General features: G+C 64.5%; 12 protein-coding genes and 1 pseudogene. 5 read left to right on the plus strand and 8 right to left on the minus strand.

Annotated features, from left to right (window positions below; translation table 11 throughout):
- Positions 1–352 precede the first annotated feature (352 nt).
- Complete coding sequence (locus LJ656_RS30230; RefSeq protein WP_230513138.1) at positions 353–1,330, minus strand: LysR family transcriptional regulator; 978 nt, start codon at positions 1,328–1,330, stop codon at positions 353–355.
- 102 nt (positions 1,331–1,432) lie between these two features.
- Here LJ656_RS30230 and LJ656_RS30235 point away from each other — a divergent pair, with 102 nt between their 5' ends.
- The 5 genes from LJ656_RS30235 to LJ656_RS30255 all read left to right on the plus strand — a co-directional run bounded on the left by LJ656_RS30235 (position 1,433) and on the right by LJ656_RS30255 (position 5,713).
- Positions 1,433–2,452, plus strand: a complete 1,020-nt coding sequence (locus LJ656_RS30235; protein WP_230513139.1) for an asparaginase — start codon at positions 1,433–1,435, stop codon at positions 2,450–2,452.
- Between the two features lie 10 nt (positions 2,453–2,462).
- The gene (locus tag LJ656_RS30240; RefSeq protein ID WP_230513140.1) at positions 2,463–3,227 is read left to right on the plus strand and encodes an amino acid ABC transporter ATP-binding protein; all 765 of its coding nucleotides are present in this window, start codon (positions 2,463–2,465) and stop codon (positions 3,225–3,227) included.
- A 66-nt stretch (positions 3,228–3,293) separates the two neighbouring features.
- Positions 3,294–4,130 carry a glutamate ABC transporter substrate-binding protein gene (locus tag LJ656_RS30245; protein WP_230513141.1) on the plus strand — a complete coding sequence of 279 codons (837 nt, stop codon included), beginning with the start codon at positions 3,294–3,296 and terminating at the stop codon, positions 4,128–4,130.
- 27 nt (positions 4,131–4,157) lie between these two features.
- A complete protein-coding gene (locus LJ656_RS30250; protein ID WP_230513142.1) occupies positions 4,158–4,811 on the plus strand; it encodes an amino acid ABC transporter permease in 654 nt (217 codons plus the stop codon).
- 110 nt (positions 4,812–4,921) lie between these two features.
- Positions 4,922–5,713, plus strand: coding sequence for an amino acid ABC transporter permease (locus LJ656_RS30255; protein WP_230513143.1), 792 nt, complete (start codon positions 4,922–4,924; stop codon positions 5,711–5,713).
- A 323-nt stretch (positions 5,714–6,036) separates the two neighbouring features.
- Here LJ656_RS30255 and LJ656_RS30260 read toward each other — a convergent pair.
- From LJ656_RS30260 to LJ656_RS30290, 7 genes and pseudogenes are all read right to left on the minus strand, one after another.
- Positions 6,037–6,692: pseudogene (locus tag LJ656_RS30260) on the minus strand (IS6 family transposase).
- 139 nt (positions 6,693–6,831) lie between these two features.
- A complete protein-coding gene (locus LJ656_RS30265; protein ID WP_230513144.1) occupies positions 6,832–8,001 on the minus strand; it encodes a porin in 1,170 nt (389 codons plus the stop codon).
- A gap of 102 nt (positions 8,002–8,103) precedes the next feature.
- Positions 8,104–9,795 carry an SDR family oxidoreductase gene (locus tag LJ656_RS30270; protein ID WP_230513145.1) on the minus strand — a complete coding sequence of 564 codons (1,692 nt, stop codon included), beginning with the start codon at positions 9,793–9,795 and terminating at the stop codon, positions 8,104–8,106.
- 1 nt (position 9,796) lies between these two features.
- Positions 9,797–10,633, minus strand: a complete 837-nt coding sequence (locus tag LJ656_RS30275; RefSeq protein ID WP_230513146.1) for an HpcH/HpaI aldolase family protein — start codon at positions 10,631–10,633, stop codon at positions 9,797–9,799.
- A 24-nt stretch (positions 10,634–10,657) separates the two neighbouring features.
- Entirely contained in the window at positions 10,658–12,412 is a 1,755-nt protein-coding gene (locus LJ656_RS30280; protein ID WP_329958916.1) for an IlvD/Edd family dehydratase, read from the minus strand.
- 19 nt (positions 12,413–12,431) lie between these two features.
- Positions 12,432–13,229, minus strand: coding sequence for a sulfite exporter TauE/SafE family protein (locus tag LJ656_RS30285; protein ID WP_230513147.1), 798 nt, complete (start codon positions 13,227–13,229; stop codon positions 12,432–12,434).
- Positions 13,229–15,265 (minus strand): alpha-glucosidase, encoded by a 2,037-nt coding sequence (locus tag LJ656_RS30290; RefSeq protein WP_230513148.1) that lies wholly within the window; start codon positions 15,263–15,265, stop codon positions 13,229–13,231. The genes LJ656_RS30285 and LJ656_RS30290 overlap by 1 nt, the downstream gene beginning before the upstream one ends.
- Positions 15,266–15,276: the final 11 nt, after the last annotated feature.

A 15,276-nucleotide genomic window follows, 5' to 3' on the forward strand; every position in this document is an offset into this window, starting at 1 on the left:
TGTTAGCCCATTACGCGTGTCGGCCGGGTTTTGTGCTTGCGCTCCGAACGAAGAGGCGGGCAGGATCAGCGCAAACAGTATCCTCATCCCGCGATTTTCCGTGGTTTCAGTTGCGGTTTTTCAGCCGTGCCAAAACCTGAGCGCCCGCGGCGTGCATCTGCAAGGCAGCGACCGCGTCACCGGGGGCGTCTCGAGTCGCTCCGCCGGACATGGCCAGCGACGCCACGTTGAAGCCTGTATTCGGGCAGGCCAATGGTCGGCCGCATCCTGTCGCCGATGCCCGTGTGCCTGTTCATCCCCGTCGGGAGCCCGTCCAGCGTGAGCTTCAAGATGACTCCGGCGCACCGAACGGTCATACGCGCGTCTGCAGAGCCAGCACGAGGCTCCGATCCGGCAACTCGCCGATGCCCCTCAAACGCTCGGCCATGAACTCGCGCAATACCCGCACCTTCGTGGAAAAACGTCGGTTCGGCAGATACGCCATGTAGATCTGCCGGCCGGTCAGTGCGTTGTCGAGCCGGTAGTCGGGCAACATGACTTCGAGCTCGCCGCTTATGAGCAGGTCTCGAATCAGCCAGATTTCAAATTCGGCAATGCCGAGCCCTGCGCGGGTCGCTTCGAGCAGCAACTCGGAGTGATCGGATTGCAGATTCCCCGACGGCAAGATCGAGGTTGCGTCGTCTCCCTTTCTCAGGTGCCAGCGCGGATCGCCCTCCGGATGCAAATAGCGCAGGCAGTTGTGCTGCGCAAGGTCGGCCGGTGTGCGCGGCCGACCGCGTCGCGCGAGGTAGGCGGGCGACGCACACAGAATGCTGTCATTGCGCGACAGCGGCTGCACGATCAGGTTATCCAGATAGTTCTCGCCCTCGTGGATGTCCAGATCGAAGCCGCCCATCACCATGTCGTTGTGGTTGTCCGTGAGGCGCAGGTCCAGTTGCACGGCTGGGTACAGTTCGAGGAACGGCGCGACTAGCGGCGCGAGATAGCGTCGCCCGAATGCCACCGGTGCCGTCAGCTTGAGTGGCCCGCTCGGCGCGGCGTCAAGTTCGGCGACCACACGCAGCGTGTCGTCGAGGTCCGCAATCATCGAAACCGCACGCGAGTGATACAGGCTGCCCGCCTCGGTGAGCGCGACATGGTGCGTCGAGCGATGCAGGAGCGGCACGCCGAGCATCGATTCGAGCGCGGTGATCTTGCGCGCGATCGTCGAAGTGGCGACCTTCAGTTCGCGGGCGGCGGCAGAAAAGCTGCCCAGTTCGACGATTCTGAGCAGCGCGCGCATCGCGCTCAGATGGTCAAGACCGGCTTCGTTGGTGTTTTTCGTAAGCATGGTGCGTTGCGTCCAGTGCAAAACCATTTTCGAAATTACGTCTAAATGCCTTTTTTTGCAATGATTAAACTCGCCCTGTCTTCTCTCACCCATCCTGAATCGATGACTCTTCCTTCACACGTTCCGCTCGTCGTCGCGACCCGCAACACTCATGTCGAGCGGGTTCACTGGGGCTCAGTGGCGGTGGTCGACGCTGCGGGCGCGCTGCTCGCTCATGCGGGCGACCCGCACGCGTGGGTGTTCTCGCGCTCGACGTTGAAACCCTTTCAGGCGCTGCCGTTCGTGCGCGATGGCGGCCCCGACCATTTCGGCTTTACCGACAAGGAACTTGCGCTGTGTTGTGCAAGTCACGGCGGCGAGGACGTTCACGTCGACACGGTGACTGCGATGCTCACGAAGATCGGCCGGGTCGAGGCGGATCTGCGCTGCGGCACGCAGATGCCCGACCACTATGGCGAGGACGATCTGCCGCCACGCGGCAGCGTGTTCGACCAGCGCCACCACAACTGCTCGGGCAAGCACGCGGGCTTTCTCGCCTACTGTTGCATGCACGGCTATGCACACGCGACCTATCTGGAGCGCGATCACGAGCTGCAGCAGGAAATCGCCCGCGAAACCGCGCGGCTTGCCGAACTGCCGCCGTCCGACCTATGGTTCGGCGTCGACGGTTGCAGTGCGCCGAACATCGGCATGCCGCTGTCTCGCCTCGCGATGATGTGGGGCAAGCTCGCCGCGGGCGCATCCGGTGCGGGCGCGTCGAGCGACGCAGCGCTCATGCGCATTTTCTCGGCGATGGCCGCGCATCCGCAAATGGTGTCGGGCACCGGCCGGTGCGACTTCGCGCTCGCGCAGGCGTCGAAAGGCGACTGGGTCGCGAAGGTCGGCGCCGACGGCGTGCACACGGTCGGCGTCCGCAGTCACGGCATCGGTATCGCGGTGAAAATGGCGGACGGCGATTTCACCGCGGTCTACGCAACGACGATCGCCGTGCTGCGGCAGCTCGGCCTGCCGCTCGAAACCGAGGGCACACCGCTCGCGAAATGGGCCGACCCAGTCCTGCGCAACGTGCGCGGCACCGCAGTCGGGCAACTGAAGGCGACCGTACAACTCACATGGGCGTAAAGCGATGGGCATGAACGACAGCGCGAGCCTCGCGGACCCTGAAGCCCTCGTCTCGGTGCGCGGCGTGAACAAATCATTCGGCGCGCAGCAGGTGCTGTTCGACGTCGATCTCGACGTTGCGCCCGGCGAAGTAGTCGTCGTGATCGGTCCGTCCGGTTCCGGCAAATCGACACTGTGCCGCTGCATCAACCGGCTGGAAACGATCGATTCGGGCGAAATTCTGCTTGCGGGTGTTCGCCTGCCTGAAGAAGGTCGCGCGCTCGCCGCAATGCGCGCGCAGATCGGTATGGTGTTCCAGTCATTCAATCTGTTCTCGCATCGGACGGTGCTGCAAAATGTCGCGATGGGGCCGCGCAAGGTGTTACGCCAGCCGCGCGACGAAGCGGAAAGCCTCGCGCGGCGCCTGCTCGCGCGCGTCGGTCTCGCGCACAAGGCCGATGCGGTGCCGGCCGAGCTGTCGGGCGGTCAGCAACAGCGCGTCGCGCTCGCCCGTGCGCTCGCGATGCAGCCGAAGGTGATGCTGTTCGACGAACCCACGTCCGCGCTCGACCCCGAGATGGTGAGCGAAGTGCTCGCTGTGATGCTCGAGCTCGCGCAAAGCGGCATGACTATGGTCGTCGTCACCCACGAAATGGGATTCGCACGCCAGGCAGCGGACCGGATCTTGTTCATGGACGCGGGCCGCATCGTCGAAATTGCGGAGCCCGAAGCTTTCTTCAGCGCGCCGCGCTCCGAGCGTGCGCGAGATTTTCTCTCCGGAATCCTGGAGCACTGATTTTTTTGAATTAATCGATCGACCCGGCGGCGCCACGCCGCCACGAATAACAGAGGAGATACCACCATGCGTATGCAATCCATTGCGGTGCTGGCTTCGTGCGTCGCCGCCGCGCTGTTCGCGGCAAGCGCGCCCGCTCGCGCCGAGAGCTTTCCGCCCGACTCCACGATGGCGAAGATCCAGAAGAAGGGCAAACTCGTGGTGGGCACCTCGCTCAATACGCTGATGTTCTCGGTGCGCAATCCTATGACCGGCCAGACGGAAGGCTTCGAAGGGGACCTCGCGCGCATGCTCGCGAAGAAGCTGACAGGCTCCGAGGACAACGTCGAATGGGTGAAGACGACCACGGAGAACCGCTTGCCGTTCGTGCAGAACGGGCGCGTCGATGTGGTGGTCGCCACGCTGACGATCAACGACGCGCGCAAGAAAGTAATCGGCTTCGCGGGCCCGTATTACATCGCGGGTCAGGACATTTTGACCAGGCGCGCGAATACTTCGATCCAGGGCGTGACCGACCTGAACGGCAAAACCGCCTGCGTGCTGAACGGCACAACCGTCGAAGACAATGTGAAGAAGCTTGCGCCGCAGGCAAAATTCGTCACGTTCAACGACACCGCCGCGTGCGTCGAAGGGGTGGCCGATGGCCGTTTCGATGCATATGTCGACGACGGCGCGACGCTTGCCGGCGAGTCGCTGCGTCAGCCCAACAAATTCCGCATCGTCGGCAAGCCGTTCACGCAGGAGCCGTACGGGATGGGCGTTGCGAAGGACGACACGGTGTTTCGTGAATGGATCGACGCACAGCTCGAACAGTCGATCAAGGACGGCACGTGGAACAAGCTGTATGCGAAGAACCTCGAAGGCACGCTCGGCAAGCCTCAGGTACCGACGATCCAACCCTGACCGGTCGCCGACCGAACTGTCATATTCATGGACTTCCTGCATCCCCTGCTGCCGTTCGCGTGGCGCTTCGTCCAGGCGATGGGCGTCACCATCGAGCTGACCGCGCTGTCGTTCGCGATGGCTTTTGCACTGGGCGTCGCGCTCAGCGTAGTGGCCGTGAGCCCCCTTGCACCGCTGCGTTGGTTCGCCGCAACCTACGTTGAAATCATGCGGATGACGCCGCTGCTTGCGCTGTTGCTGCTGTTCGTGTTCGGCCTGCCGAAGCTGGGCTTGATGTATTCGCTGAGTGCGTCGTCGGTGCTGGTACTGGGCTTTTACACCGCCGCGTGGGTCGCCGAGGTGCTTAGAGCGGGGGTCAATGCGGTGCCGGCCGGGCAAATCGAGGCCGCGCGCAGCATCGGCATGCGGTTTGACCAGGTACTCTCGAACGTGGTGATCCCGCAGGCAATGCGCACCGTGATTCCGCCGCTTGGCAACCTGTTCGTCAACCAGATCAAGGCGTCGTCGATCGCGGCGGCAATCGGCGTTTTCGACATCACCTACACGGCGCAGCGGATCAACTTCGAAACGGCGCAGGCGGTGCCGACCTTCGCGGCAGCGATGGTTGCCTATATGGCACTGACTATCCCGCTCGGGCTGGCGATGCGGCGGCTCGAACAGAAATTGGCGGTGGCGCGATGAACCGCCCGCCTACTCTTTATGAACCGGCGGGACCGCTCGGACGCAAACGGCAATGCGTGTTTTCGGTCGTTAGCGCGCTCGCTGTGTGTGCGTTGCTGCTCGGAATTGGGATGCGTCTGCAATCGAGCGGACAGTTCGACGCCGACAAATGGGCGATTTTTCTGCACTGGGGCACGGTCAGGTTCCTGCTCGACGGCCTTGTGTCGACGATCATGGCCGCAGCGTGCTCGGCGCTCGCCGCGTTCGTGCTAGCGCTGCCGCTCGCGTTGTGGCGATTGTCGATGCGGCCGTGGGTCAGCCGTCTCGCCGGTGCGTACATCGAGTTCTTTCGTGCGATTCCGCTGCTGCTGCTGATTCTCTTCATGGTGATCGAGCTGCCGGCACTCCGTCTTGATTGGCCCGCGCTCGGCTTTCTTGTGTTCGCGATGGCCCTGCATCACTCGGCGCTGACGGCCGAGGTGGTGCGCGCAGGCATTCTATCGCTGCCGCGCGGCCAACGAGAGGCGGCGCTCGCGCTTGGCATGCGGCCGTCGCAGGCGATGCTGCTTGTGGTGCTGCCGCAGGCGCTGCGTAGCATGCTGCCGGCGCTGATCAGTTCGGTGCTGGCGATCGTGCAGGACACCTCGCTTGGCTACGTGATTCCATACGACGAGCTGCTGCATCGCTCGCAGGACGTGTCGAGCTATGCGCCGCAATCATTGTTGCAAGCCGCGTTCATCGTGACAATGATGTATGGCTTGGTCAGCGCGGTGCTCCTTTATCTGAAGCGCTGCGTGCTTCGGCGTCAGGGGCGGGCGCTGGCGCGCGGGGTGACGAAGCGAACGCGCACTGGCGCCGCCACTGTGGTTGAGGCGGCGCAGGATGTGTGCGCACCTGCAGCAGAAGTGAATTCACGCGAATAACGCTGCACCAGTGCGTTATTCGTCATCGTCGCGTCGCGCCGGTCCGGGTATTGGATCGGTCGCACCCACCGTTCGGACCTGATCCCCGTCCCCGTCGTCAAGCGCGCGCTTCAGAAGCTTCGGCCCACCGATCCCCGGCTACAAATCGCGTCGCGACCAACGTAGTATCGTTGTCATTCTAGGTACCTACGCTTGCCTCACCGCAATGGAACGCCCGTTGAGCGAACCGACGTTTTGCGAATGAGGTTTCGGTACTACGCCTCAGCGGGTTCTGTCGCAATACGGAAGGTGGCCGGCGAGAGCGCTGAAATACAGAGGATTGCTTATGCACAGAGAGAATAGAATTGCTGGGCGGGAGAGAGCGCCTTACGGCCGTCGTTCATCTGACCATCGCGAATCATATGCATGGTCTCAATTCCGCGCAGAATGATGCGTGCGCAACGAAAAATCCTGAAAACCCATCATTGGGCGCGTTCGACGCTCGAGGCCTTGGGATCCTGTTCGACAATGTTGTTCAGATACGCCTTCTGGCGGACCTTGATTGGAGTTTCCCGCTTGGCGTTGATCGCTTGCAAGGCAGCCAGATTCGATCCGCTCTTATCGATGGTCACGGTCTCTGGCTCGCCATTCTGATCGATTGCCTTTCGAAATAGGCCCGGGCCGCAGCCTTATCCCGTCGGGCTCGCAGCAGAAAATCAACGGTGTTGCCTGACTTGTCGACGGCCCGGTTAAGATACCGCCACTCACGCCGGATTCGAATGTAGGTCTCGTCCACCCTCCAGCTCTTGCCGACCGCCCGTTTGCACCGTCGAAACGCCTTCTCCAGGACCGGCAAGAGTTTGAGCGCGCAACGATGAACCGTCGAGTGATCGACCGCAAACCCGCGCTCGGCCCTCATCTGCCCGAGATGACGCAGGCTCAGCGGATAATGCAACCGTCTGAGCGCTTTTGCTACCGCTGGACTCAGCAGCTGGTTCATCGATCACGCCACGCATTCAGCGCCCGTGAGCATAGCAGTTCGGCTTATTGCGACAGATCCTTTCGGGAACGTCAATGGCAGGTGAACCGCGCCCGACCGGCCGTCGCGGTCCGTTGCGGGCCATGTCGTGTGCTGAAGCTTAGAACGAGGTGCGCAAACCAGCGGTGACAACCCACGGATTGAAGCCCGGCGTGACCGCCGCGTAGGTCGAGTTCAGCAGCGCGAAGCCCTGGGTCGAGTGGCTGTTGTTGGTAATCCGCGCCGCGTAGCCATACAGCTGGGTGCGCCGCGACAGGAAGTACACGTAGCCGACGTTGTAGGCCATCGCGCGCGCGTCCGCGTTCTCGATGCGGCGCGCGACGCCCAGTTCCATGTCGCCGGGGCCGGCCGGAATCCGCGCGTTGAGCATGAACGACGACGCGAACCATGCGGTGGCGTCGGTGCGCTTCGAATACAGATAGTTCGCGCCGATCACGTTGTTGCCGATCTGATAGGTCGCGGCGACGATCTGCGTGAGTTGCGACGACGCCGACAGCGTGGTGAGGTTCTGGTAGTACTGGTAACGATTGACGCCATAGCCGAGCGTCAGACCGTTCTTCGCGTACTGCACGTTCGCGCCGAGGTTGCGGCCGTCGGCGGTCTGCCCGCTCGCGTTCTGCGCGCCGAACGAATATCCGATTTCCGCCGACACGCCGCCGAGCGTATTCGGCGTGCGATAGCGCACCGAGTTCGAATAGAAGCCGCCAGTGCCGGATTTGCCGAGCGTCGTCGTGTGTTGCAGCGACATGATCGCGGCCGGATTCGACAGGCCATAAGTGCCGACGTCCGAGCCGAGATAGACCCAGTAAATCGGCAGATACAGATTGCCGGCGTCGATGCTGCCGTAGCGGTCGCTCGACAGGCCGACCACCGCGCCCCGGTTGAACATCGTCGCGCCGCCGCCCACGCCGGTGTAGGTGTTAAAGCCGGTTTCGAGCTGGAAATTCGCGTGGTAACCGCCGCCGAGGTCTTCACTGCCCCGGAAGCCGAAACGCGACGCCTGCAAATTGCCGCTCGCGGCCATCGCGGTCGGCGACACCGTGCTGTTGAACTTGCCGTACTGGATCGCCGAGTCGACGATCCCGTACAACGTGACGCTCGTTTGCGCGTGCGCGGCCGGCACGACACCGGCGCATGCGGCGGCGAGAGCGCACAGCTTGAGGCCGTGGCCGAGCGAACGGCGCTTGTCGCTGCGCGTACCGTTGTTATCGGGTTGCGAGTTGCGGGTTTTCATACCGCAGTAGTGCGAAATATTTTTATCGGCTGCCATCAAAGCGTCTCCAAACCTGTGCATTTTCTGTTTTTAATCACACCAACAAACTTCGATCGAACTTCAACCGAAGTTCGATCGCTCCACTTCAATCGATCTTTTTCATCCCACCACCGACACCTGCGCGAGCCCCGCATCGACGACGAGGTTCTGGCCGGTGATCGTCGCGGCCTGCGGGCTCGCGAGGAACAGCACCGAGTCGGCGATATGCTTCGGCTCGACGCGCAGCTTCAGGCATTGCAGGTCGATGAACTGCTGGTCGGCGCTCGCATCGCGCCACAGCGCGCTTTGCCGTTCGGTGACGACCGCGCCGGGCAGCACCGCGTTCACGCGGATGTTCTGTTCGCCGAGTTCGCGCGCGAGCGTGCGGGTGATGCCCGAAATCGCCGCCTTCGATGCGGTGTAGCCGATCAGATTTGGCCGTCCGCGCAGCCACGAAATCGAGCCGAGATTGACGATCGCGCCGCCGCCGGCCGCCTGCATCGCGGGAGCCACGCGCTGGGTTGCGAATACGTGGTGGGTGAGATTCACCGCGAGCATGTCGTGCCACATGTCGACCGTCAGATCGCTCAGCGCATGACGGGTGTCGCGGCCCGCGTTGTTCACTAGCGTGCGGATCGGGCCGAGCGTGCGCGCGGCGTCGTCGAGCACGACGCGATACGCGTCGATGTCGCGTACGTCGCAGACCGCGAACCACGGCTTCAGGCGCTTCACGCCGTCGCCGTTATCGGTTGCGCCGAGACGCTCGCACAGGGCGTTCCCCGCCGCGTTGTCGATATCGCAGAACGCGACTTGCGCGCCCTGCTCCCAGAATGCTTCGACCAGCGCTTCGCCGATCCCCGACGCGCCCCCGGAAATGAACGCGACCTGGCCCGCGAGGCCCGGATAAATTGGCCGTGATGTCATGACTGTGTCCTTGCAGATTCGGTGGTGGGCGGCGACAGCGTGAAGCGCATGCGCGGCGAGCGTCGCGCCCGGTTCGAGCACGTGCATCGCCGGCTCGATGCCGTTCAGCGCATTGTTCGGATGGCTAACCGGCTCGAACGCATAGAACGGTTGGCCTTCCGGGCGGAACAGCACCGCGCAGCGCAGTGCGTCGCTCGCGGCGATATCGATGCGGTGATGCGGCGCGTGAATCGAAGCCGTGCGGCTCCAGCCCGTGAAGCAGTTGTCGATCACGGTGGCGTCGAGCGTTTGCAGCGTGGGAGGCACGACGCGCTCGCGCGGCAATTGATCTGGACCGCTAACCAGCATCGATTCCCATTGCGTCGCCAGACGCGTGTCGCCGAGTTCGGTATGCAGCGGGAAGAACGTATGCCAGCCGAGGCCGGCGGGCGCGCGGCGCGTGTCGAGATTCGTGATGCTCAGCGTCAACGTCAGCGTGTCGCCTTCGATGCCAAAGCGCTGCCGAGCTTCAAACGTGAACGGCCAGGAAGAGTCGGGCGTATGGTTCAGACGCAGATCGAGCGTGGCGTCGTTGTGCGACTCCACTGCCCATTCGCGCTGAAAGCCGACGCCTTGAATCGAATGCGGCTCATTCGGGAAATTCGGTTGCAGCGTATACGCATGCCCATCGAACTCGAAGCGCCCGTAGCCGACGCGATTCGAAAACGGCACCAGCGGATAGCATGCACTCTTGCGCACCAGCGCCGCCGCGAGATGCTCGTCGGTGGTCGGGCGCAGCACGTCGTGACCGCGCCATTGCGCATCGATAATCGAGCCACCGAGCGACGGCGCGAGGCGCACGCGCCACGCATCGCTGGTCAGTTCGAGCAACGGAGAAACAGCGCTCATCTCAGTACGGCCCGCTTGCATTTGCGGCCACCTGCGTGTCGGTCAGCTCGGCGATGAACGCATTGGCCTGGCGCATCATCATCCCCATGTCCGATGCGATCGCGACGAAGTCGTAGCCCATCTCTACGAACTCGCGCACCATCGCCGGCGTCGGCCCGACGATCCCGATCGGAATGCCCACCGCGTTCGCGCGGCGCGTGCAATCGGCGAGCGCCGCGCGCACTTCCGGGTCGGCGAGATTGCCGATCTTGCCCATCGCCGCCGACAGATCGCCGGGACCGACGAACAGCGCATCGACGCCCGGCACCGCGGCGATCGCTTCCAGTTGCTCGATTGCTTCCGGGGTTTCCAGTTGCAGGATGCAGGCAGTCGCCTCGTTCGCGCGACGGCCGAATTCGCTCCACGTGCCGTAACGGCTCGCGCGATGCATCGCCGCGAAACCGCGCGTGCCGAGCGGCGGAAACTTCGTGCACGCGACAGCCGCGCGCGCCTCTTCGACGCTCTGCACGAACGGGAACATCAGCGTCGGCGCGCCCATGTCGAGCGCGCGCTTCGCGAGCGTCGCATCGGTCTTCGCGAGCCGCACGATCGGCGCCGCGCCGCCGCAATCGACTGCCAGCAACAGGTGCAGCACGTCGGTGAATTCGAGCGGCACGTGTTCCATATCGATCAGCAGCCAGTCGAAACCGGCATGGCCGAGCGCCTCGGCGCTCGCCGGCGAGCCCGCCATCAGCCACGTGCCGAGCGGTTTCGCGCGCATCGTGCTGGTGCCGGCCGGCGCTTTCAGCGCATCGCGGAACGCGTTGCGGGTGGGGTCCTGTCTGTAGCGTTGAGTCATCACGTATCCTGTGAAGCTGAAGAATCAGAAAATCGGCGGTTCGACCGGTTCTTCGAAGCCGGCGAGGAAATCGAAATCGCAGCCCTGGTCAGCCTGGGTCACGTGATCGACATAGAGACGGATATAGCCGCGTTGCCGTGGCTTCGGCGGCGCCTGCCAGCTTTCGCGCCGGTTCGCGAGTTCTTCGTCGGACAGCAGCACGTCGATACGCCCCGCCGCGACGTCGAGTTCGATGATGTCGCCGGTGCGGATCAGCGCGAGCGGGCCGCCCGCCGCCGCCTCGGGCGCGACGTGCAGCACGCAGGTGCCGTAGTGGGTGCCGCTCATCCGCGCATCGGAGATACGCAGCATGTCGCGCACGCCGGCCGCGAGCAGCTTCTTCGGGATCGGCAGATTGCCCCATTCGGGCATCCCCGGCGCGCCGATCGGGCCGCCGCCGCGCAGCACCAGCACGGTGTCGGCATCGACGTCGAGATCCGGCGCGTGAATCCGCGCATTCATTTCGGCTACCGAATCGAATACCAGCGCGCGGCCGCGATGCTTGAGCAGGTGCGGGCTCGCCGCGCTCGGCTTGATCACCGCGCCCGACGGCGCGAGGTTGCCGCGCAGCACCGCGAGCGCCGCGCCTTCGGTAACCGGGTTATCGAGCGCACGGATCGCGTCTTCGCCTTGCGGACGCATGCCGGCCTCGAACGCAGCGAGGTTCTCGCCCAACGTCTTGCCGTTGACGCTCAGACAGTCGAGCGTCAGACGCGACTTGAGACCGGACAGCAGCGCCGGCAAGCCGCCCGCGTAATAGAAGTCTTCCATCAGTCGCGCGCCCGACGGGAAGATGTCGGCCAGCACTGGAATATCCGCACCGACGCGCGCGATTTCATCGAGCGTCAACGGCACGTTGCCGCGGCCCGCGATCGCGATCGTGTGAATCGCCGCATTGGTCGAACCGCCGAGCGCCATATACGCGACGATGCCGTTCTCGACCGCCGCGCGATTGAAGAAGCGGCTCGGCTTCAGGTCTTCCCACACCATCCCGACGATGCGCTCGCCGCTCGCCGAACACATCCGCGGATGCGCGGAATCCATCGCCGGAATGCTGGTCGCGCCGGGCAGCGTGAAGCCCATCGCCTCGACGATCGAAGTCATCGTGCTGGCGGTGCCCATCGTGTTGCAGGTGCCTGGCGCGCGCGTCATCCGCGCTTCGAGCGAAATCCATTCGGTCTGCTCGATATTGCCGGCTACGTATTCGTCCCAGAACTTCTTCGTATGGGTGCCCGCGCCGACCCCCTGGCCGCGATGGCGGTCGCTCAGCATCGGCCCGGCCGGCACGAAAATGCACGGCAGGTCCGCCGACAACGCACCCATCAACAGACCCGGCGTGGTCTTGTCGCAACCGCCCATCAGCACCGCGCCGTCGATCGGCAGCGAGCGCAGCAGCTCCTCGGTTTCGATCGCGAGCAGGTTGCGGTAGATCATCGTGGTCGGCTTGACCATCACCTCGCCGAGCGACATCGCCGGCAGTTCGAACGGCATCCCGCCCGCCTGCAGAATGCCGCGCTTGACCGCCTCCGCGCGCTCGCGCAGATGCGCGTGACACGGCGACAGATCGCTCCACGTATTGATGATCGCGATCACCGGGCGCGACATGAATTCTTCGCGGCGCAAACCCATCTGCTGCAGACGCTGACGATGCGCGAACGAGCGCATGTCGTCGGGCGCGAGCCAGCGCTGGCTGCGCAGATCGGCGAGTTGTTTGAGTTTGAGCTTGAGCTTGTCTTGCACGATAGTGAGAGCCGAAGGCTTAGGAAGAGGGTTGGGACTGCGCATGCTGCGCGGCGAGCGTCGAAGTCACCGCGGGACCGACGAGGCTCGCTCCCGCGCAGGCCAGCAGCACGAACACGACACGGCGCACCGCGGCCGGCGACCAGCCCGGCGGATAACGGCGCGCGAGCCACGTGACGATCAGCACGACCGGCAGCGCCTCCAGACTCAGCGCGAGCGAGTCGGCGCCGAAGCGGCCCTGCTGCAGCACGATGAACAGACGCAGCACCGCGTTGACCGCGAAGATCAGCACTAGCGTGTCGCGCACGACCAGCCGGTCGAGCGGCTGGCGATACAGGTGGAACACCATCGGCGGCCCGGCGCTCGCGAACACGCCGCCCATCACGCCGGACAGCACGCCATAAAACGTGAACGAGCCCGCGCCGGACATCTGCGCGCGCGGTTTGGTCTGCACGACCAGCAGCACGCTGCACGCGAGAATCGCGATGCCGAGCACGAAGCGCAGCACGCCGATCGCGTTATCGGACAGCCAGGCGAGCAGGAACGCGCCGAGCGCGACGCCGACGAGGCTGCTGCCGAAGGTCGGCGCGATCATCTTGCGCGGCAACGGCGGCATCCGCCGCACCAGCAGCGCGGCGTTCGCGAGCACCATCACCGTGACGACGTTCGCGGCGACCGGCAGCGGCGCCAGATGAAACACCGCGACTAGACCGAGCAGCACGAGGCCGAACGCGAAGCCGGTCAGGCTCTGCGTGAACGTCGCGAGCGCGACGCATAGCGCGAACGTCAGGTGATGGAACAACGCTGCACCGCTCATCACAGATCCTTCGCGAGCGCGAGCCATTGCGCGGCCCGCGCGGCGCCGCGGCGCACGAACACCGGCGGCTCGCCGAGCGGCGCGGCAACCGTCACGCGCTGACCGCCGTCGTAGTCGACGCCCCTCCACAGATGCGTCCATTGATCGCCGGCCGGCAGATACGCGCTCCATTCGCTCGTGTCCGCCGCATGCACCGGTGCGACCAGCAGATCGCGGCCGTACAGGTATTGGTCCTGAATCGCGTAGGTCGCGGCGTCGTGCTCGTAGTGCAGGAACAGCGGCCGCTGCAACGGCAGACCGCGCGCCGCCGCTTCATCGACGAGACCCTGCACGTACGGCTTCAACGCGACGAACAGACGGGTCATCCGCGCGAAGTGCGCGAGCACGCCGGCGTCCTGCCAGAACTGGAAGTTCTCGGCCGGACGATTGCCTTCGTGCGTGCGCATCACCGGCGTGAATGCGGCCATTTCGGCCCAGCGCTGGAACAGCTCGGGCGTGCGCACGTTGCCGAACAGGCTCGTATAGCCGCCGATGTCGCTGTGGTGATACGCATTGCCGAGCAAGCCCGACGACAGCGCGCCGCAGATCACCGTCTGCAAGCCGTCGTGACGAGTGAAGTCGACCGACTGGTCGCCTGCCCACAACAGCGGGCAATGCGCCTGCACGCCGGTGTAGCCCGCGCGCATGAAGAACAGCGCGTCGCCTGTGCGGCCGGCGCGAGCGATCGCGCGCGCGTTGACTTCGGCCCACAGCGTCGGCCACGCGTTGTGCATCAGCATCGCGTCGACGCCGTTGGCGAGCGCCAGATCGGTTGGCAGATATTCGCCGAAGTCCGCCATCCAGCCGTCGATCCCGCGTTCGAGCATCTCGCCGCGAATCACGCGCTGTTCGAACCAGCGCGCTGCCGCCGGGTTCGTGAAGTCGACCACGCCGCAATCGAATTCGCCGAAGTCGACCAGGTAGTCGCCGCCGTCGACGGCGGTTGCCAGATAGCCGGCCGCGCGCGCTTCTTCGTACAGCGAACCGTCGTTGCACAGATACGGGTTCACGTAGCCGAGAAAACGCACGCCGTCCTGTTTCAGTTGCGCGACCCATGCCTGGTGATCCGGATAGCGCTCGTCGTTCCAGCGCCAGTTCCAGAACAGCCGCTTGCCGAACGAGGTCTGGCGGATGCCGGCCCAGTCCTCGCACCACAAACCGCTAACGGCGACGCCGGCCGCGCGGCTCGCTTCGAAAATCTGCTGCGCGTGCTCGCGGCCGTTTTTCAGGCCGAGGATCGCGCCGTCCAATGCCCAGTCCGGCAGCGCCGGCTGACGGCCGAAGCGCAGCGAAACGCGCTCGACCAGCGAGACGAAATCGTCGGCGACGATAAATTCGAGCCGCGCGGGCACCGCCCAGAATTGCAGCTCGTGCCAATCGTCGTGACGGAAATCGAAATCCGCGTACGCGGTTGTTTCGGCATGCAGACAATACTTGCGCGACGACACGAAGGTCGGCTGCGGATAGTTCGTGTGGTAGTAGTCGCCGCCCGCTTTCGCGGTCACGTCGGCCTGCCACGTCAGATGCGTGCTCTTGTCGCGACCGACGCCCGGCTCCGAGGTCCACAGCGGAAAGTGCCGGCCGCGCAGATCGAAATACGACATCTGCTCGCCGCAACCCCACACATGTTCTTCAGCTTCAGCGGGCACACGCCACCACACGCGATTAAGCGACGCGTCGCCGGAAAGCTCCAGCGTCGCGCCGTTCGCACTGCGGCGCGCGACGATGGTCAGCTCGGCCGGCGCGCCCGCTTGACGGGCCAGTTCGATCCGCACGCTGCCGTCGGCTTCGTGCGTCAGACGCGCGTCGTGCAGTGCGACGCGTTCGTCGACGTAATCGCTGATGTCGAAGTTGCCGCGATACATCTCGACCGTCGGCGTGCCGTGCCCGACGAACACCGCCGGCGCCTGCGGCGTGTGCTCGAACAGCGTGCGATTCGCGATCCGCAGCACCACGCTGGCGTTTGCCTGACCGCTCGACTCTATCTGCCAATCCATCACATTCGTCC

The sequence above is a fragment of the Paraburkholderia sejongensis genome (assembly GCF_020880815.1).
Classification (GTDB): domain Bacteria; phylum Pseudomonadota; class Gammaproteobacteria; order Burkholderiales; family Burkholderiaceae; genus Paraburkholderia; species Paraburkholderia sejongensis.

Coding starts and splice junctions, on each gene's coding strand:
- LJ656_RS30230 (WP_230513138.1), bottom strand. CDS start 1,330: ATGCTTACGAAAAACACCAACGAAGCCGGTCTTGACCATCTGAGCGCG.
- LJ656_RS30235 (WP_230513139.1), top strand. CDS start 1,433: ATGACTCTTCCTTCACACGTTCCGCTCGTCGTCGCGACCCGCAACACT.
- LJ656_RS30240 (WP_230513140.1), top strand. CDS start 2,463: ATGAACGACAGCGCGAGCCTCGCGGACCCTGAAGCCCTCGTCTCGGTG.
- LJ656_RS30245 (WP_230513141.1), top strand. CDS start 3,294: ATGCGTATGCAATCCATTGCGGTGCTGGCTTCGTGCGTCGCCGCCGCG.
- LJ656_RS30250 (WP_230513142.1), top strand. CDS start 4,158: ATGGACTTCCTGCATCCCCTGCTGCCGTTCGCGTGGCGCTTCGTCCAG.
- LJ656_RS30255 (WP_230513143.1), top strand. CDS start 4,922: ATGCGTCTGCAATCGAGCGGACAGTTCGACGCCGACAAATGGGCGATT.
- LJ656_RS30265 (WP_230513144.1), bottom strand. CDS start 8,001: ATGGCAGCCGATAAAAATATTTCGCACTACTGCGGTATGAAAACCCGC.
- LJ656_RS30270 (WP_230513145.1), bottom strand. CDS start 9,795: ATGAGCGCTGTTTCTCCGTTGCTCGAACTGACCAGCGATGCGTGGCGC.
- LJ656_RS30275 (WP_230513146.1), bottom strand. CDS start 10,633: ATGACTCAACGCTACAGACAGGACCCCACCCGCAACGCGTTCCGCGAT.
- LJ656_RS30285 (WP_230513147.1), bottom strand. CDS start 13,229: ATGAGCGGTGCAGCGTTGTTCCATCACCTGACGTTCGCGCTATGCGTC.
- LJ656_RS30290 (WP_230513148.1), bottom strand. CDS start 15,265: ATGGATTGGCAGATAGAGTCGAGCGGTCAGGCAAACGCCAGCGTGGTG.